14 protein-coding genes are annotated in these 17,380 nt (G+C 72.4%); 6 read left to right on the top strand and 8 right to left on the bottom strand.

Going from position 1 to position 17,380, the window contains the following annotated elements; genetic code table 11:
- Positions 1-121 precede the first annotated feature (121 nt).
- Positions 122-799: a GPP34 family phosphoprotein gene (locus ACFTZC_RS14970; protein WP_382889588.1), complete on the top strand. Its 678-nt coding sequence runs from the start codon at positions 122-124 to the stop codon at positions 797-799.
- 63 nt (positions 800-862) lie between these two features.
- On the opposite strand, the gene ACFTZC_RS14975 is transcribed toward ACFTZC_RS14970, so the two are convergent.
- Complete coding sequence (locus tag ACFTZC_RS14975) at positions 863-1,324, bottom strand: MarR family winged helix-turn-helix transcriptional regulator (protein WP_382889590.1); 462 nt, start codon at positions 1,322-1,324, stop codon at positions 863-865.
- 80 nt (positions 1,325-1,404) lie between these two features.
- Here ACFTZC_RS14975 and ACFTZC_RS14980 point away from each other — a divergent pair, with 80 nt between their 5' ends.
- Both ACFTZC_RS14980 and ACFTZC_RS14985 read left to right on the top strand, forming a co-directional pair.
- Positions 1,405-1,788, top strand: a complete 384-nt coding sequence (locus ACFTZC_RS14980) for a VOC family protein (RefSeq protein WP_382889592.1) — start codon at positions 1,405-1,407, stop codon at positions 1,786-1,788.
- Positions 1,789-1,819: 31 nt separating this feature from the next.
- Positions 1,820-2,260 carry a hypothetical protein gene (locus ACFTZC_RS14985; protein WP_382889594.1) on the top strand — a complete coding sequence of 147 codons (441 nt, stop codon included), beginning with the start codon at positions 1,820-1,822 and terminating at the stop codon, positions 2,258-2,260.
- 37 nt (positions 2,261-2,297) lie between these two features.
- Here the strand turns inward: ACFTZC_RS14985 and ACFTZC_RS14990 are convergent, their stop codons facing one another.
- From ACFTZC_RS14990 to ACFTZC_RS15005, 4 genes are all read right to left on the bottom strand, one after another.
- Positions 2,298-3,098: an SAM-dependent methyltransferase gene (locus ACFTZC_RS14990; RefSeq protein WP_382889596.1), complete on the bottom strand. Its 801-nt coding sequence runs from the start codon at positions 3,096-3,098 to the stop codon at positions 2,298-2,300.
- Positions 3,099-3,344: 246 nt separating this feature from the next.
- Positions 3,345-6,545, bottom strand: a complete 3,201-nt coding sequence (locus ACFTZC_RS14995; protein ID WP_382889598.1) for an amidohydrolase family protein — start codon at positions 6,543-6,545, stop codon at positions 3,345-3,347.
- A gap of 111 nt (positions 6,546-6,656) precedes the next feature.
- Entirely contained in the window at positions 6,657-7,712 is a 1,056-nt protein-coding gene (locus ACFTZC_RS15000) for a hypothetical protein (RefSeq protein WP_382889600.1), read from the bottom strand.
- Positions 7,713-7,881: 169 nt separating this feature from the next.
- On the bottom strand, positions 7,882-9,120 hold the full coding sequence (locus ACFTZC_RS15005; protein WP_382889602.1) for a glycosyltransferase: 1,239 nt from the start codon (positions 9,118-9,120) through the stop codon (positions 7,882-7,884).
- Positions 9,121-9,499: 379 nt separating this feature from the next.
- Here ACFTZC_RS15005 and ACFTZC_RS15010 point away from each other — a divergent pair, with 379 nt between their 5' ends.
- From ACFTZC_RS15010 to ACFTZC_RS15020, 3 genes are all read left to right on the top strand, one after another.
- Positions 9,500-10,912 (top strand): family 2B encapsulin nanocompartment shell protein, encoded by a 1,413-nt coding sequence (locus ACFTZC_RS15010; protein WP_382889605.1) that lies wholly within the window; start codon positions 9,500-9,502, stop codon positions 10,910-10,912.
- 169 nt (positions 10,913-11,081) lie between these two features.
- Positions 11,082-12,374, top strand: a complete 1,293-nt coding sequence (locus tag ACFTZC_RS15015; protein WP_382889607.1) for a family 2 encapsulin nanocompartment cargo protein terpene cyclase — start codon at positions 11,082-11,084, stop codon at positions 12,372-12,374.
- A 5-nt stretch (positions 12,375-12,379) separates the two neighbouring features.
- Complete coding sequence (locus ACFTZC_RS15020) at positions 12,380-13,285, top strand: geranyl diphosphate 2-C-methyltransferase (RefSeq protein WP_382889609.1); 906 nt, start codon at positions 12,380-12,382, stop codon at positions 13,283-13,285.
- A gap of 77 nt (positions 13,286-13,362) precedes the next feature.
- Here ACFTZC_RS15020 and ACFTZC_RS15025 read toward each other — a convergent pair whose 3' ends face one another.
- From ACFTZC_RS15025 to ACFTZC_RS15035, 3 genes are all read right to left on the bottom strand, one after another.
- Complete coding sequence (locus ACFTZC_RS15025; RefSeq protein WP_382890002.1) at positions 13,363-15,312, bottom strand: glycoside hydrolase family 127 protein; 1,950 nt, start codon at positions 15,310-15,312, stop codon at positions 13,363-13,365.
- A 111-nt stretch (positions 15,313-15,423) separates the two neighbouring features.
- Positions 15,424-16,245: a carbohydrate ABC transporter permease gene (locus ACFTZC_RS15030; protein WP_382889611.1), complete on the bottom strand. Its 822-nt coding sequence runs from the start codon at positions 16,243-16,245 to the stop codon at positions 15,424-15,426.
- A 75-nt stretch (positions 16,246-16,320) separates the two neighbouring features.
- Positions 16,321-17,286 carry a carbohydrate ABC transporter permease gene (locus ACFTZC_RS15035; RefSeq protein WP_382889613.1) on the bottom strand — a complete coding sequence of 322 codons (966 nt, stop codon included), beginning with the start codon at positions 17,284-17,286 and terminating at the stop codon, positions 16,321-16,323.
- Positions 17,287-17,380 lie beyond the last annotated feature (94 nt).

Consider the following 17,380-nt stretch of genomic DNA (forward strand, 5'->3'; position numbering starts at 1 on the left):
GTCATGGGTTCGCATGACGTCTGTCATGCGAACCCATGACAGACCGCACTGCCACCGGGGCCCGCTCCACGAGAGCGTGGGGAGCACGACCAGGAACGACCACCGGGCGGAAAGGCAGACCATGCGTGACGAAACGCTGCTCGTCGAGGACCTGATGCTGATGCTCCTCGATGACGAGACGGGCGCCGTTGCCGGAGCGGGCACCCTTCACTACCCGCTGGGCGGCGCGCTCCTCGCCGAACTCGCGCTCCGCGGCAGGGTCGAGACCGACGAGGGCCGGGCGGGGCTGAACGGTGCCAAGGTCCTCGCGGTGGGGGACGGCCCGCTCCCGGACCCCCTGCTCGGGTCCGCGTACGAGAAGGTCGCCGAGCGTCCGCGGGGCGTCGAGACACTCCTCCTCGACATCGGCGGCGGCCTCTGGAAGCCGATGACCGACCGGCTGGTCGAGCGCGGCTTCATCCGCCGTGAGAGCAGGCGGAGGCTGGGCGTGTTCCGCACGACCAGGCTGCCGGTCGACGACGCGCGGCACGAGGCCGAACTCCGGCAGCGGATCTGCGCCGTACTGGAGGACGGCGAGAGCCCCGACGCCCGTACGGCGGCGGTGATCGCGCTGCTCTCCGCGAGCGGGACCCTGCCGAGCCTTCACCCCGCACCGAAGTGGTCGACCACGGTGTACGAGCGCGCGAAGGAGCTGGAGAAAGCCAGTTGGGTGGCGACGGCCGTGGGCACCGCGGTGACGCGGACCACCACGGCGAACACCGTGGCGAGCGCCGTGGTCACCGCCTCCGTGATCACCTGACGCGCCGCGCCGGCCGACCAACGTCAGGGCGCGTCCGCAACCCCGCCTGCGAGGGGCGGCGGGTCACTCCTCCAGGGCTGAGGCGATGCGGTCGAGGTCGGCGAGGAGCGCCGCGACGCGCTGGGGCGGGATCGCCCGGACCATGCGCTGTTCGACGGCGTAGACGGCGGCCTGGACCGCGGCCAGCCGCGCACGGCCCTCCTCGGTGAGGCGGGCGGGACGGGCGCGGCCGTGGTCGGCGGTCGCGGGGCGGGTGATCAGTCCCGCGTCCTGGAGCCCCCGCAGGACGACGTTTCCGGACTGCCGGGTGACGAAGGTCGCGCGGGCGAGGTCGGCGTTGGACATACCGGGACGCAGGGCCAGGAGTTCGAGGGTGGCGTACTGCGGCACGGTCAGCCCGTGCTCGCGCAGGACCTTGTCCATGGCTCCCCGCAGGGCGGCCTGCGCGCGTTTGAGCAGGTATCCCACGTGCTGGGTGACGTCCTGCGCGGGATGGGGCGGCTCGGGCGACGGACTCTTCGGCATGTCAGCATTTTGACATACGCACCCCTCGGCCATAGCCTCCCCTATGTCAAAGTACTGACATCAAGGATCGAGGAAAACCCATGTCTGTCACCGTCGAAGGACCCGACTTCATCGCCTTGCAGGTGCGCGACCTGAACGCCGCGGCGGCCTTCTGCGAGCAGCACCTGGGACTGCGCCGGGCGGCGGTCTCACCGCCCCACGCGGTCGTGTTCGACACGAAGCCGACCCCCTTCGCCCTCCGTGAGCCCCTCCCGGGCGTCGACCTCGCCGACACCGCACGGCCCGGCCTGGGCGTGGCGCTCTGGTTCGAGACCTCCGACGCCCACCAGCTCCACGACCAGCTCGCCGCCGCCGGGGTCACCATCCTCAGCCCGATGCGGGACAGCCCCTTCGGGCCGGTGTTCTCCTTCGAGGGCCCCGAGGGGTACGCGCTCACCGCGCACGGAGGCCGTCGGCCGCAGTGAGTTGTCAGTGCTCCCTGGCAGGATCACCGGCATGACACGGACGCGGACACCGTTGCTCCTCACCGACATCGAACAAGCCGTACGCGGCAGTTGGAGTGCCGAGACGTGCACTCCCGAGTTCCGGTCGCGCTGGACCGAGGAGAACCCGGCCCGGGACCAGTGCGGGGTGACCGCCATGGTCCTCAACGACCTGCTGGGGGGCGAGCTGATCCGGGGGGAGGTCCACGTCGACGGCGTGCGTGTGGACTACCACTGGTGGAACCGCCTCGGCATGGGCTTCGAGATCGACCTCACGCGCGAGCAGTTCGGCCCCGAGGAGATCGTCACCGGCGGCGATGTCGTCGCCCGCCCGCCCCAGGCCGAGTGGCGCAGGCTCCACGAGGAGTACGAGCTGCTCCGCGACCGCGTGCTGGAGAAGCTCAACCGGCGGCAGGCGACGGGCTCTTCGGCCATATCGCGCCGGCCGGTCTGACCGGCACGGCAGGCCGTTCGGGGCGTTCATCGCGGCGTCAGGACTTCCGGCCCACTCCGGCGTAGAGCGGGACGGGGTCCTGGCCGTTCGGGGTGGCCGGCCCGCCGCTCTCCGGGCGCCAGTCGGTGGCCGGGACGATGCCGGGTTCGACCAGGGTCAGTCCGTCGAAGAACCGCACGACCTCCGCGTGGGACCGGACCTGGGCGGGCGTTCCGCCGTTGCGGTAGATACCGACGATCTCGGCCCAGGTGGCCGGGTCGAAGTCGCCGGTCACATGGGAGAGGACGAGACAGCTTCCGGGCGGCAGTTCGTCGACGAGTTTCGCGACGATACCGGTGGGGTTGTACTCGTCGGAGACGAAGTGCAGGAGCGCGACGAGCGACAGGGCGACGGGCTTGCCGAAGTCCAGGGTGGCCTTGGCCTGTTCGATGATCTTCTCGGCGTCCCGGACGTCCGCGAGGATGAACTCCGTACTGCCCTGCGGGGTGCTGCGCAGGAGGGCCTCGCCGTGGCGGAGCACGATGGGATCGCTGTCGACGTAGACGATGCGGGCGTCGGGGGCTGTCTGCTGGACGATCTGGTGGAGGTTGGGTTCGCTGGGGATGCCGGTGCCTATGTCGAGGAACTGCCGGATCCCCTGGTCGGTCAGCCACCGGGCGGCACGGTGCATGAAGGCCCGGTTGATCTGCGCGCCTTCCTTGATGGCGGGAAAGCGGGCGATGACCTGTTCCGCGGCGGTCCGGTCGACTTCGTAGTTGTCCTTTCCGCCCAGGTAGTAGTCGTACATCCGGGCCGAGTGAGGCTTGCCGGTGTCGATCTTGATCTTGTCCGTGGTCATCTGTCTCTCCGCTGACTGCCGTGACGGTTGACGCGAGATGCAGTGTGCCATGACGCACGGGCGGAAAGAACGCGCTTTCCAGCGCGGCGACTTGAACCGCCTGCATCGCCAAGTGAGCTGGTTACACAGCGGAGTTGGCCGGTGGCGGGACCCTGCTCCCCTTTACCGTGGCGGTACTTCCCACCGTCCCCGGAGCGGGGACGGCACACAGGGACGCGCGCCGGCCGCGCGCGCCGCACCGCCCACTCAGATCCCCGGATCGCAGCATCCGTCCCGCCTCATCAGGCGCCCCACCGCGAGCCATTCGTCGTCGCCACCGGCGGGGGCACGGCGCGCCGGCGTCTCGAACGCGGCCACCAGGTCCTCGGTCGCGTACGGCACGCCGCCTCTGAGCACCGCGACCGTCCGGACCAGCGTGTCGAAATCCGCGAACGGGTCACCGTCCACCACCGTCAGGTCGGCGATCCTGCCCCGCTCCACCGTGCCGAGATCCCGGTCGAGGCCGAAGAGCCGGGCGGGCAGCACGGTCGCGGTGCGCAGTGCCGCCGCCGGTGACAGCCCGCCCCGGTGCAGCGCCCGGAGGCCCAGATGCAGGGAGAGGCCGACCGGGACGAGCGGCGCGTCCGTACCGAGCGCGACCAGACCGCCCGCGGCCAGCACCCGGCGGTAGACGTCGGTCTCCGTGCGCAGGGTCGCCAGCTGAGCCGCGGTGGGCGGCGCGCTCGCCGACCGCCGTACGGCCGCGACGTCCCACGGGGGCATTACGGCGGTGACCCGGGGGTCGTCGGCGAGCCCGGGGTCCGCGCCGAGCAGCGGTACGGCGGTGAACGGGGTGGCGATGAGGCCGAAGTCGATCCCCCGCGCGCCGTAGATCTCCACCACGTCCTCGTAGGCGCGCCCGGACGCGGTCACCGCGTGGCCGGACTCCCCTCGCTGGGTGGCCTGCAGATGGGTCGTCAGGTCCTGCCCCAACTGGACGCCGGGCGAAAGCAGATGGCTGCCCGTACGCACCCCGAGCCGCTCGTGCGCGAACCGTGCGGCTTCCTCCATCACCCACCCCGGCGCCCGCACATAGGTCTTGACGAAGTCCCAGTCGAGCGCGGCGCCTCGCTCCAGGGAGCGCCGCAGCCCTTCGAGGGTGCGGTGGGCGCGTCCCATGCTGTAGGCGACCCGGGCGCCGTCGAGGAGTTCGCCGGTGGTCAGCAGCCGGGGCCCCGCGAGCTGCCCGGCGGCCACCGCCTCGCGGATACGGGCCTGTTCATGGGCGAACCCGCCGAGGGACACGGCGGTGGTGATCCCGTACGTCAGCTGGCCGACGGTCTGGCGCCCGCCGTAGGTGCTCTGCCACGGGTGGGTGTGGGTGTCCCACAGGCCGGGGACGACCGTACGCGCCGAGGCGTCGATCCGCCGCAGGGCGCCGGGGCGGGCGGCGCGGTGCGGTTCGACCGCCGCGATCCGGCCCGCGCGTACGACAATGTCGACGTCGTCCCGTACCGCGTCGCCGGTACCGTCCCACAGCCGCCCGGCGTGCACCACGGTGTCGGCGGGGGTGGGTGTGCACCGGTCCAGCGGTACCCGGACCGTACGGGCGCGCGTGCCGTCGGTGCCGATGAGCCGCAGCCTCGATCCCGACAGGTACAGCAGCGTGCCCGAGTCGCCGGACCAGGACGGGTGGTCGGCCGGTTCGTCCGTCAGGGTGCGGAGCTCTCCCCTCGGGGTGCCGTCGGGCGCCACGGGCAGCAGGCACAGCGCCGACTCCACGATCACCGCCATCCAGCGGCCGTCGGGCGACCAGACGGGCCCGGAGTCGTACCGGTCGGCGACGGAGACATGGGGCGCGACGGCGTGCAGCCGGTCGGCGCCGGTCGTGGCGTCCACGACCCGGATGAGGTTGTACCCCTCCCTGAAGCGCAGGTTGAGGCGGTTGCGGTCGCAGAGGGCGAGATACCGCCCGTCGGGTGACCAGCTCGGCCGGCCGGGCAGTCCGCCGCCGCCGAGCGGATCCACGAGAACGCGTTCCGTGCCGGTCGTCAGGTCGCGCACCACGAGCCGGCCGGCCATATCGAGGCAGGCGAGTCTCCCGCCGTCCGGTGAGAGCGCCGGATGCACCCGGCCGCCCGTCGCGAGCGCGCTCTCCGCGCCGGTGGCCAGATCTCGCCGGTACACGCCGAGGAGTCCGTCACGGTCGTCGGCGTACAGCAGGGAGCGCCCGTCGCGCGCCCACACCGGTCCGAGCGGATAGCGGGTGGTGGACGGCCGGTTCAGCCGCTCGGGCGGCCGGGCGCCCGAGGTGTCCGCCAGCCAGAGGGTGTTGAGGGCGCCGAAGGCCACCCGGTTGCCGTCGGGTGAGAGCGCCGGCAGATGAATGCCCCGCACCGGGCGCACCCGCGCCTCCCCCAGGTCGTACTCCTTGACGCGGTAGCGCGGCCGGTCCACGGGGAGTACGCCCGCGAAGGGGATGGTCTCCGGTTTCCCCGGCTCTCCGGGGCGTACGAGGGTGAAGCGGCCGTCCACGGTGAGCAGCAGCTCTCCCCGGGCCGTCCAGCGCGGGGGTACGGCCGCGATGTCCCCGGCGACCGGCACGGGCCGGCCGTCGACGACGAGCGCGCAGGAGCCGTCGGGCGCCGCCGTGGTCCGCAGATAGGCGAGACGGCGGCCGTCCGGCGCCAGGGCCGGCGTCATGACCTGCGCCGCCTCGGTCTCGGTGTGCTCCGTCACGACCGGTCCCGCGCCCCCGGCGGGGACGGCGGCGACGGTACGGGCCTCCAGCCCTGGCCCGGTGGGGGTGGTGACGGCCCGCGCCCGTACGAACAGGATCCGCTTCCCGTCCGGCGACCAGGTGGGGTCGAAGTCCTCCCAGGCGCCGTCCTGAAGGGGGCCGTCCTGTCCGGCGACCCCGGTGACCCGGGCGATGTGGCCGGTCCGCAGGTCGAGGACGTGGATACGGTACGGGCTGCCCGCCACCGGGTCCCCGGCGCGCTCCGAGGCGTAGGCGATCCGGGTGCCGTCCGGCGACCAGGCCGGTCCCCGGTCGTCCCAGGGCCCTTCGGTCCGCTGCCGTACGTCCGATCCGTCGGGCCGCATGGTCCACAGGTGGTAGCCGCCGCCCTGGAAGGCGCAGAACGCGAGGAGCGTGCCGTCTGGGGAGTGCACGGGCCGGTGGGGTTCGAGGCCCGCCGGGGTGAGCGGCACGGCCTTGCCGCCGGTGCGCGGTACCGACCACAGGACGTTCTGGATCTCGGCGACGAGCCGGTCCCCGGCGGGTGAGAGGGTCGCCGCGCCGTTGGTGGCCGCCGTGAACGACAGCGAGAGCCCGGCGCGCGGCCGGGCCGCCGCCGGCGCGGCCCCGACGGTGGCGGCCGCTCCGGCGGCGCCCGCGGCGGCCAGCAGCCGGCGGCGGGAGAGCGGGAGGGCGGCGGAGATGCTGCGTTCGCGGTCCGGATCCATGACCCAGCAGGCTCGCGCACCTCACGGCCCAGCGGCAACACCGCCATTCACGCCAAACGGGTAGGGCCCGATGCTACAAGTACGGCGCGACGCAATCGGTACGGCGCGATGCTACGACCTGATGGCCGAGCCGCACGCGGCGTCGCCGGCCTCCCGCATGCGCGCGTCCATCGAGGTGCTCCGGTCGTACGGGTCGACCTCCGGGCCGTCCTCCGGCCCCGAGGTCGCGCGTTCGGCACCGAACGCGGGGGTGAAGTAGCCGGTGAAGGTGGAGCAGCCGCCGTTGGTGGAGTCCACCTTGTAGGAGACGAGGGAGAACGTCCCCGGCTCGATGACCACCTTCTCCGGGTCGTCCCAGCTCATCACGATCTCGCGGCGCGCGATGGTGCGCACGACCTCGTCGCTGCCCGCCTCGGCGCGTACGACCGGGTACACGTAGGTGACATCGGTCGTCACCTCGACCGCGCCCGCGTCACCCTCCCGGTAGGTGATCCGGCCACGTGTCTTGACGACGTCACCGACGAGCCGCACCTCCGACTCCGCGAAACGGCTGAACAGCAGCAGCGGGTCGTCCTCCTCGCTGGGCGTGCCGAACGCGGCCGTCAGATAGTCCTGGACGTCCCGCTGACGCGGATTGATCAACGCGATCGCCTCGCGGGGCCGTTCCCCGCGCAGCACGCCGGGGTCCAGGCTGGAGGCGGCGAGGAAGTCCCGGCTCCGGTCGAGGGCCCGCGCGACCTCCTCCGCGTTCATCCAGCCGGTCGCCCGCGCCGCGGGCAGGCTGATCCCGGCCGTCCCGTCGTCCCACCGCTCGGCGGGCGACCCCTTGAAGGGTTCCTCCACGGTGGGGCGCAGGGCTCCCGCCTCCCCGCTTCCGCCGCTTCCGCCACCGAACCAGCCGGTCACGCGCCCCGGGTCCAGCGCGACGAGCAGCAGGGCGACGGCGGCCAGCAGCCCGACCACGTACCAGACCTTCCTGCCGCGTCGCCGCGGGGCCGGCCCGTACGTCCGCCAGCCCTCCGGCCGGCCGGGCTCCTCCTGGAGCCGCCGCGCCACCATCCGGGCCCGCGCCGACGGCTCCTCGGGGGCGCCCTGGGACCCGGCCTCGGCCTCCCGAAGGAAGCGCTCCCACTCCTCGTCCGGTATGGACGTCCCGTCCTTGCTCATGTTGCGCTCCCGCCCCCTCGCCCGCGCCCGGTCCGTCCCCGGCGGCGGTCGACATCCGTACATCATCACACAGCTCAACGGCGTCATCACGAGCCCCGACCGCCACCTGACCGGTCGCGGACACCCTTTCGAACTCCCCCTGGAAAGCGCGGGGTTGGGGTGATGCGGTTCAGGCGGACACCGAGCCCCTCGCCCGGTCGGCCCCGTCGGCCCCGTCGGCCAGAAGCTGCGCGGCCAGCGTCGCCCCGTCGGTACGGATCGTGCCGGCCACGGCCCTCGCCCGTGCGCGGGTCCCGGGGGCCAGCGCCGAACCGAGCGCGGCCGACAGGGAGTCGACGGTCGGTGTCGGGCCGTCATGTGCCGTGCCGATGCCCAACTCGGCCACGCGGGCGGCCCAGTACGGCTGGTCGACCATCTGCGGGACCACCACCTGAGGCGTCCCCGCCACGGCCGCCGCCGTCGTGGTACCGGCGCCTCCGTGGTGCACGACGGCGGCCACCCTGCCGAACAGGGTCCGCAGGTCGACCTCGCCGACGGCGAAGCAGTCGCTCCGGTCCCCGGTCACCGCCAGCCCCGCCCAGCCGCGGAAGACCAGGACGCGGCGGCCCTGGGCGCGGGCCGCCTCGACGGCCACCCGGGCGATGCCCTCCGGGGCGCGCATGCTGCCGAAGCCCACGTACACCGGGGGCGCGCCGGCGTTCAGGAACGTCTCCAACTCGGCCGGCAGGGGGCGCTCGTCCGGAAGGATCCACGCGCCCTTCTGCACCACGTCGAGATCCGCCGGCTCCGGCCACGGGGCCAGGACCGGGTCGGCCGCCAGCCAGGGGCTGCCGGTGAAGACATGGTCGCGGATCCCGTCCACCGGCGGCAGCCCGATCGACGCCCGGTGCGTGTTGAGCGGCACGTCGAAGAGTTCGTCGATGCCCTGGGCGTCCAGGTCCCACAACTCCCGGTTGCCGGCGGTGTCCGGTGGCAGCGGCCAGCCCGGCCGCGGGTGCGGCGGGTGGTGCGGCGACGGCAGGGTGGTCGGCTGGTAGCTCACGTACACGTAGCGGATGCCCAGTTTCTCCGCGACCGACCGCGCGGCGACCTGCGCCAGGCCGGCCGCCACCAGCACGTCACATCCCTCGGCCGCCGCGGTGACCGTGTCGAACTGCGCGGCGACCAGATCGAGTCGGCGCCGGTACAGGTCGTCGGCCGACGGTGGCGCCGCCCCGTGCATCGTCGGGCGCACCGGTGGACCGATCGGCACCAGCGGCACGCCGGCGCGGTCCAGCAGCTCCGCGAACTCCTCGTCCGGCGGCGCGCACATCCGCACCTCGGCGCCGAGTGCCCGCAGCCGCACCGCGAGTGCCACCAAGGGCTGGACGTCCCCGCGCGACCCGTACGTCGACAACAGCACACGCATTTCGCGACTCCCTGTCCATGCGTTCCGGCCTCGGTGGGTGATTCTGCGGCGCCGCCCCGGTCTTGCCGCAAGTCCCCTGGTACGCGGTAGGTTGCGGGCTGCGAGGAGTGGCGGATCTCCGTCCCCTCCGCGGGCTCCGGCGGTGTCACGGCAGCGTTCCGAAACCGTCGGATGAGCACTTAAACATCGCGCGGGCAAGATCATCGCATCGAGTTAACACCGACGGCTTTTCCGGGCCGACCGGGCGCACCGGCCGTTACTGTTCCCAGGGATCTGGACGGGTTCCCGGTCAATTGCCCCTCTTTTGCCCCTCTTTTCCTCTTTCCCGGTGACGCGCACGGTGCGCCGGCCACCGCCCCCACGAAGGAGAGCTCGCCCGATGAGTGTTGATACCGGCCAGGAAACACCGCTGGAGTCGCCTCGGCAGTCCAGCCTCAGTACGGCGGCTGCCCGCAACCTCGCCACCACGACCAAGTCCGCCCCGCAGATGCAGGAGATCACCTCCCGCTGGCTGCTGCGGACGCTCCCCTGGGTGGAGACCAAGGGCGGCACCTACCGGGTGAACCGCCGGCTGAGCTACACCGTGGGCGACGGGCGCGTGGAGTTCATTCAGGACGGCGCGGGGGTCCGGGTGATCCCCCGCGAACTCGGCGAACTGGCCCTGCTGCGCGGCTTCGAGGACGTGGAGGTGCTGACCGCGCTCGCCGACCGGTGCGTCCAGCGCGACTTCCGCGCCGGTGAGACGCTGGTCGAGCGCGGTACGCCCGCCGAGCAGATCCATCTGATCGCCCACGGCCGCATCAACCAGACCACCGCGGGCAAGTACGGTGACGAGGTCGCCGTGGCCGTACTCGCCGACGGCGACCGGTTCGGCGAGAACTCCCTGCTGGACGGGGACGCCCGGTGGGACTACACCGCCACGGCGGAGACCGCGGGCACCCTGCTCACGCTGTCCCGCGCCGACTTCGCCGCCCTGCTGTCCTCGGCGCCGAGCCTCCAGGCCCACATCCAGCAGTTCAGCTCACTCCCCCAGCAGCGGCAGAACCGTCACGGCGAGGCCGAGATCGCCATGTCGGCCGGTCACACCGGCGAGCCCGAGCTGCCCGGCGCGTTCGTCGACTACGAACTGAAGCCGCGGGAGTACGAACTCTCCGTCGCGCAGACCATTCTGCGGGTCCACACCAGGGTCGCCGACCTCTACAACGGCCCGATGAACCAGACCGAGGAACAGCTCAGGCTCACCATCGAGGCGCTGCGCGAGCGTCAGGAGCACGAGCTGATCAACAACCGGGAGTTCGGCCTGCTCCACAACGCCGACTTCAAGCAGCGCATCCAGACCCACTCCGGCCCGCCCACCCCGGACGACCTCGACGAACTGCTCTGCCGGCGCCGCGGCTCCCAGTTCTTCCTCGCCCACCCCAGGACGATCGCGGCGATCGGGCGTGAGTTCAACCGCCGCGGGCTCTACCCGAACCACGTCGACCTCGGCGGGCAGCAGGTCCCGGCCTGGCGCGGGGTCCCGATCCTGCCCTGCGGCAAGATCCCCATCACCAAGGAGAAGACCAGCTCGATCCTCGTCATGCGCACCGGCGAGGACAACCAGGGCGTCATCGGTCTGCGTCAGACCGGTCTGCCGGAGGAGTACGAGCCGGGGCTGTCGGTGCGCTTCATGGGCATCGACGAGAAGTCGATCATCTCCTACCTCGTCAGCACCTACTACTCCGCCGCCATCCTCGTGCCGGACGCGCTCGGTGTGCTGGAGAACGTCCAGATCGCCCACCGCCACGGCTGAGTCCGGTCCGGCACACCCTGCCCCGGGGGCGGACACCCGCCGGTCGCGCCCCGGGGTCCGCCCTGCCACGCGGCTCCGCCGGACCGGCCCCCTGGCCACCGAGCATGCCCGCACTCCGGGACACCCCCGGGGACCCGGGACACCCACCCAACCCACCATGGAGCCATGGATGCCCGACCCTGAGCTCTCCCCTCCGCAGTCGAGCCTGCCGACGGCCGCCTCGCACGTCGGGGCGTACGTCCTCGCCGACGCCGCCGCCCGTGCCCGTGACATCGAGGCGGTCTTCGGCCCGCCGCCCCCGTCGGCCCCGCCGCCCGTTGATCGCCCGGCCGCCCCTGCCCTCTCCGCCGTCTCCGGCGCCGAGGTGCGGAGACCGGCCGCCGGTCTGGAACGGATCCTGCGCGGCCCCAGCGGCCTGGGCACAGCGAGCCTCCATCCGGCCCGGCGGGAGGAGCCGTCCCCACCACCGGAGCCGTCGGTGGAGGGCACCCCGGTCCCGGGCCTCTACCACCACCCGGTGCGGGAGCCCGACCCCGTACGGGTGGAAGAGGTCAGCCGCAGGATCAAGGACTGGGCGCTGGACGAGGTCGACCTGTACCCCGACGACTGGGAGGACCAGTTCGACGGGTTCTCCGTGGGGCGCTACATGGTCGCCTGCCATCCGGACGCTCCCACCGTCGACCACCTGATGCTCGCCACGCGCCTGATGGTCGCCGAGAACGCGGTGGACGACTGCTACTGCGAGGACCACGGGGGCTCGCCGGTCGGCCTGGGCGAACGCCTGCTGCTGGCGCACACCGCCCTCGACCCCCTCCACACGACGGAGGAGTACCACGCACGGTGGGCGGAGTCCCTCCGTTCGGACGCGCCTCGGCGTGCCTACCGCTCCGCCATGGAGTACTTCGTCCGGACGTCCACCGCCTCCCAGGCCGACCGGTTCCGGCACGACATGGCCCGTCTGCACATGGGGTACCTCGCCGAGGCGGCCTGGGCCCAGGCGGACCACGTCCCCGAGGTGTGGGAGTACCTGGCGATGCGCCAGTTCAACAACTTCCGCCCCTGCCCCACCATCACCGACACGGTCGGCGGTTACGAACTGCCGGCGGACCTGCACGCCCAGCCCGCCATGCAGCGGGTCATCGCGCTCGCTTCGAACGCCACCACCATCGTGAACGACCTGTACTCGTACACGAAGGAACTCGCCTCCCCCGGACGGCATCTCAACCTGCCGGTGGTGATCGCCGAACGCGAGAACGTCTCCGAACAGGAGGCCTATCTGAAGGCGGTCGAGGTCCACAACGACCTCATGCGCGACTTCGAGGCCGAGGCCGCGGCCCTGGCCGCCGCCTGCCCCGTCCCGAGCGCGCAGCGCTTTCTGCGCGGCGTCGCCGTCTGGGTCGACGGCAACCACTACTGGCACCGGACCAACACCTACCGCTACAGCCTGCCCGACTTCTGGTAAGAAGAATGGATTCACCTGTGACCAGCACCCAGCTCAGCGCCATCGCCGCCGCCACCGGCAGCTCCGTGTTCATCCCCTCCCCGGCGACGCCCTACCAGGGGGACATCGCCCGCTACTGGGACCACGAGGCCCGGCCCGTGAACCTGCGTCTCGGTGATGTCGACGGTCTCTACCACCACCACTACGGCATCGGCGACGTCGACCACGCCTCCCTCGGCGACACCGAGGACAGCACCTACGAGAAGAAGCTGATCGCCGAACTCCACCGCCTGGAGTCCGCGCAGGCCGAATTCCTCCTGGACCACCTCGGCCCCGTCGAGCGCGGCGACACCCTCGTGGACGCCGGCTGCGGCCGCGGCGGCTCCATGGTCATGGCCCACCAGCGCTTCGGGTGCGCGGTCGAGGGCGTCACGCTCTCGGCCAAGCAGGCCGACTTCGCCAACCAGCGCGCCCGTGAACTCGGCATCGACGACCGCGTCCGCGCCCGGGTCTGCAACATGCTCGGCATGCCCTTCGAGACCGGGCAGGCGGCCGCCTCGTGGAACAACGAGTCGAGCATGTACGTCGACCTGCACGACCTCTTCGGCGAGCACTCCCGGGTCCTCGCGGTCGGCGGCCGTTATGTGACGATCACCGGCTGCTGGAACCCGCGCTACGGCCAGCCCTCGAAGTGGGTGTCCCAGATCAACGCCCACTTCGAGTGCAACATCCACTCCCGCCGGGAGTACCTGCGGGCCATGGCCGACAACCGCCTCGTACCGCAGGCCGTCGTCGACCTCACTCCCGCGACCCTGCCCTACTGGGAGCTGCGGGCCACGTCCTCACTGGTCACCGGCATCGAGGAAGCCTTCATCAACTCCTACAAGGACGGCTCCTTCCAGTACGTCCTGATCGCGGCCGACCGCGTCTGATCTCGTACGCGTGCCGCCGGCGTCGGCCTTCACGACCTGACCGGGGTCGTGGAGGCCGGCGTCGGCGTACCACACCACTAGGTGCCCGCCGCGCCGGTGCTGTCCGGCTCGGCCGTCGGCAGCCACACCCGCATCGTCGACGGGCCGCGGTTCGCCCAGGAGTGGTACGGCACCAGGACGATCCCCGGGGCCCGTTCGGCGGGTGCCGCGGCTTCGCCGAGCGGGCGGTACGGCCAAGGGGCCCCGGACCGCTCCCCCGCCACGGCGAGTTCGCCGGGCGCGACGACGGTGCCGTCCGGTCCGTCCTCCGGGTCGGCCGACGGATCCACCCGTACGACGTCGATCTCCTGTCCATCGGTCAGGTCCACGGACTCCGCGCAGTACACCAGCGGCCCGCGCTCGACGGCCACCGTGCCGCGCACCGCGTCGACGCGCGGGTCGGCCCCGATCCAGCGGGGCGCCACGGGCAGTTCGAGCCGTATCTCGTCACCGGCCCGGAAGGCCCGGGTGACGGTGGCCGTGCCGGGCGCGACGGGACGGCGCGCCCCGTCCGCGTCGACCAGCCACGCGGTGGCGCCCGCCGCCCAGGCGGGGACGCGCAGCGAGAGCGTCCACGGGCGGTCCGCGGAGCGGGTGATCCGGACGGACACCCGGCCGCCGTGCGGGTAATCGGTACGGACCCGCAGCGCGACGGCATGGCCGCCGGGGAGGGTGGTGGCGATCTCCGCGTCGGCGTACTGGTGCAGTTGGACGCCCCCGTCGTCCGCCGTCGCCAGGTAGGCGGGCAGCAGGGCCAGCGTCCGCGCCACGTTGGTCGGGCAGCAGGACACCGCGAACCAGGGCGCCCGCAGGCCCGACTCGGCGCGCGGGCTCTGGGCGTTCGCGGGCGGCACGGTGCCCCGGGACCGCCGGTACAGGGTGTTCGCGTAGAAGAAGGCCCGGCCGTCCTCGGACGGGGAGGCCGCGACCACGTTGAACAGGGTCCGCTCGGCGAGGTCCGCGTAGCGCGGGTCACCGGTGGCGAGCAGCAGCCGCCAGCCGAGCATCACGGAGGCGACGCCGGCGCAGGTCTCCGCGTAGGCCCGGTCGGGCGGCAGGACGAAGTCGTCGCCGAAGGACTCGTCCCGGTGGTGCGACCCCATGCCGCCGGTCAGATAGGTGCGCCGGGCGACCGTGGTCTCCCACTGCCGGGCGACCGCGGCGAGCAGGGCGTCGTCCCCGGTCTCCACGGCCACGTCGACGGCGCCGGCCGCCAGGTACAGGGCGCGCACGGCGTGCCCGCGCAGCACGGTGGCGTCGCGGACGGGCAGGTCGTCCTGGAAGTAGGCGCGGCCGAACTCGATGTCGGCGAGCGTGCCGTGGCCGCGCCGGTCGACGAAGAGTGCCGCCTGGTCGAGGTAGCGCCGCTCGCCCGTGGCCCTGGCGAGTTCGACCAGGGCCGTCTCGATCTCGGGGTGTCCGCAGACCCCTTCGATACCGCCCGGGCCGAAGGTGGCGCAGACGTGGTCGGCGGCCCGCCGGGCGGTCTTCGCCAGCTCGCCCTCGCCCCTGGCCCGCAGCTGGGCCACGCCCGCCTGGATCAGGTGCCCGTAGCAGTACAGCTCGTGGCCCCATTCGAGATCGCTGTAGCGGGGTCGCTGTCCGGGGCGGCCGAAGGCGGTGTTCAGGTAGCCGTCCGGTTCCTGCGCTGCGGCGATGGTCCCGGTGAGTTCGGCGATCCCGGCGTCGAGCGAGGTGCCGTCGCCCTGCCCGGCCTGCCAGACCATGGCTTCGAGGAGCTTGTAGACATCGGAGTCGGCGAACTCCCGGCCGCGCCGGTCCCGGTGGATCCTGCCCTCGACGGCGGCCCGGAAGTTGCCGGTCCAGCCGACGCGTTCCATCCACTCCCGGCAGTGGCCGAGTGTGGCGGTCGCGTTGGTCTCCCGGCGCCGGGCCCAGAATCCTCCGGTGATCCTGACCTCGTCGAGACCGAGCGGCCGCAGCCGGCCCCGGGTCGGCGCCACCGGCAGGACGAGCGACCGCGCCATGTTCTCCCTCACCAGTTCATGCCTTCGGTACGTCCTTCGGTGGTCCGCTGGTCCCGTGCTGCGATGGCCCGCTTGTCCGGCCGTCGCGTGATGTGCGGCTGCCGTGGTGCCTCAGCCCTTGAGCGCGCCCGACATGAAGCCCCGTACGTAATGCCGTTGGAGCAGCAGGAAGAGGAGGAGGCAGGGCACGGCGAGGACCACCACGCCCGCCTCGGTGGCGCCGTAGTCGACGGCGCCCATGCTCTGCTGCCGCAGGTTCGCGACGGCCAGCGGCAGGGGCGCCCGCTCGCTGTCGGAGATGAGGATCAGCGGTGCGATGAAGTCGTTCCAGGCCGCGAGGAAGGCGAAGAGCCCCACGGTGATCAGCCCGGGGCGCACCGCGGGCAGGAGGATCCGGCGCAGCGCGCCCGCCGTGCCGCAGCCGTCGACGAGCGCCGACTCCTCCAGTTCGCGCGGCACCGCCTCGAAGGAGATCCGCATCATGAAGGTGGCGAACGGCAGTTGGAACATGGCCAGCACCAGGCTCAGCCCGATCAGCGAGTTCTGCAGGTGGAGTCTGCCGAGCAGCACGTAGAGGGGGATGAGGAGGGTGGCGTACGGGACCATGAGGATGGCCAGCGTCAGCAGGAAGAGCAGGTTCCGGCCCGGGAAGTCGAAGCGGGCGAAGGCGTAGCCGCCCAGCAGCGACACCCCGAGGGTCAGGGCGACGGTCAGCGCCGAGACGACGGTGCTGTTGAGGAGGTAGCGCCACAGGCCCGCGTCGTAGTCGAGCAGGGTGCGGTAGTTGCCGAGGCCGTAGCCGGACTCCTGCGCGGTGCCCGGCTGGGCACTGACCGACGCCCAGGCGTTCCACAGCAGGGGGAAGAGGAAGATGACGGCCAGTCCTCCGGCGACGACGTAGTACGGCGTCCGGCCGAGGGCGCGGGTGGGCACGGGGGTTGTCCCTTCTCCGGACGGTGCGTTGACGGACGGTGCCTCTCCGGACGGTGCCTTTCCGGACGGCGCGGGTCATGATGCGTCGGTGCGGCGCAGGCCGCGGAACTGGGCGGCGTTGAGCAGGAGCAGCGCGGCCAGCACGATGATCGAGAGAGCCGCCGCGGTGCCGAGGTCCAGCCGCTGGAACGCCTCGCGGTAGATCAACTGCACGACGGTGACGGTGCTGTTGTCGGGGCCGCCCTTGGTGAGGACGAAGAACTGGTCGAAGGCGAGCAGTGATCCGGTCACGCACAGCAGCAGGGACAGCGCGAGGGACGGCCGGAGCAGCGGGAGGGTGATGGACCGGAAGATCTGGCCGCGGCTCGCGCCGTCCGTCCGTGCCGCCTCGTACACCTCGTGGGGGATGCGCTGGAGGCCCACGAGGAGGATCAGCATGTAGAAACCGGCGAACTTCCAGACGACGAGGAAGACCGTCGACAGCAGGGCGGAGGTCGGCGTGCCGAGGAAGGACACCGGGTCGTCGGTGAGGCCGAGCCGCTGCGGAAGGCGGCCGAGCGGGCCGGTGGTGGGGCTGTACAGGCCCCAGAACAGCAGGGAGGCGGAGGCCAGTCCGAGGGCGCCGGGCAGGAAGTAGACCGTACGGAGGAAACCGGTGCCGGGGCGGGACTGCTGCACCAGCAGGGCGAGGAGGAGCGCCAGCCCGAGGAGGGCCACCGTGACGATCACGGTGTAGAGGAGGGTGAAGCGGACGGCGGGCCAGAAGAGGGTGCTGCCGGCGACATCGGTGTAGTTCTCGGGGGCGTTGGCGCCCTGGTCTCCCGCGAGCAGGGGCCAGTCGCTGAGCGACATCTGCCCGACGAGGAGCAGGGGCAGCAGGAAGAAGACCCCGACGAAGAGGGCCGTGGGGGCCGCGTAGCCGAGCCCCTGGACGGTGCGCGAGCGCCATCGGGGCGCGGCGCCGGCGGCTCGGTGGGCCGGGCGCCGCGGTGGGGTCCGGGGCACGGCGGCCACTCGGTCGGGCGGCGCCTTCACCTGCATGGTGCTCCTCTGCCGGGTGACGTGGGAGACGGGGAAAGGGGCGTAGGGCTCTCGGGAATCGCCGGAGGGGGCGTGCCGGGCCCGCCGGCCGGGG

The organism is Streptomyces sp. NPDC056987, from assembly GCF_042673865.1.
GTDB lineage: Bacteria > Actinomycetota > Actinomycetes > Streptomycetales > Streptomycetaceae > Streptomyces.

Excerpts from the sequence above, each read along its gene's own strand:
- ACFTZC_RS14970 (WP_382889588.1), top strand. The coding sequence starts at position 122 with ATGCGTGACGAAACGCTGCTCGTCGAGGACCTGATGCTGATGCTCCTC.
- ACFTZC_RS14975 (WP_382889590.1), bottom strand. The coding sequence starts at position 1,324 with ATGCCGAAGAGTCCGTCGCCCGAGCCGCCCCATCCCGCGCAGGACGTC.
- ACFTZC_RS14980 (WP_382889592.1), top strand. The coding sequence starts at position 1,405 with ATGTCTGTCACCGTCGAAGGACCCGACTTCATCGCCTTGCAGGTGCGC.
- ACFTZC_RS14985 (WP_382889594.1), top strand. The coding sequence starts at position 1,820 with ATGACACGGACGCGGACACCGTTGCTCCTCACCGACATCGAACAAGCC.
- ACFTZC_RS14990 (WP_382889596.1), bottom strand. The coding sequence starts at position 3,098 with ATGACCACGGACAAGATCAAGATCGACACCGGCAAGCCTCACTCGGCC.
- ACFTZC_RS14995 (WP_382889598.1), bottom strand. The coding sequence starts at position 6,545 with ATGGATCCGGACCGCGAACGCAGCATCTCCGCCGCCCTCCCGCTCTCC.
- ACFTZC_RS15000 (WP_382889600.1), bottom strand. The coding sequence starts at position 7,712 with ATGAGCAAGGACGGGACGTCCATACCGGACGAGGAGTGGGAGCGCTTC.
- ACFTZC_RS15005 (WP_382889602.1), bottom strand. The coding sequence starts at position 9,120 with ATGCGTGTGCTGTTGTCGACGTACGGGTCGCGCGGGGACGTCCAGCCC.
- ACFTZC_RS15010 (WP_382889605.1), top strand. The coding sequence starts at position 9,500 with ATGAGTGTTGATACCGGCCAGGAAACACCGCTGGAGTCGCCTCGGCAG.
- ACFTZC_RS15015 (WP_382889607.1), top strand. The coding sequence starts at position 11,082 with ATGCCCGACCCTGAGCTCTCCCCTCCGCAGTCGAGCCTGCCGACGGCC.
- ACFTZC_RS15020 (WP_382889609.1), top strand. The coding sequence starts at position 12,380 with ATGGATTCACCTGTGACCAGCACCCAGCTCAGCGCCATCGCCGCCGCC.
- ACFTZC_RS15025 (WP_382890002.1), bottom strand. The coding sequence starts at position 15,312 with ATGGCGCGGTCGCTCGTCCTGCCGGTGGCGCCGACCCGGGGCCGGCTG.
- ACFTZC_RS15035 (WP_382889613.1), bottom strand. The coding sequence starts at position 17,286 with ATGCAGGTGAAGGCGCCGCCCGACCGAGTGGCCGCCGTGCCCCGGACC.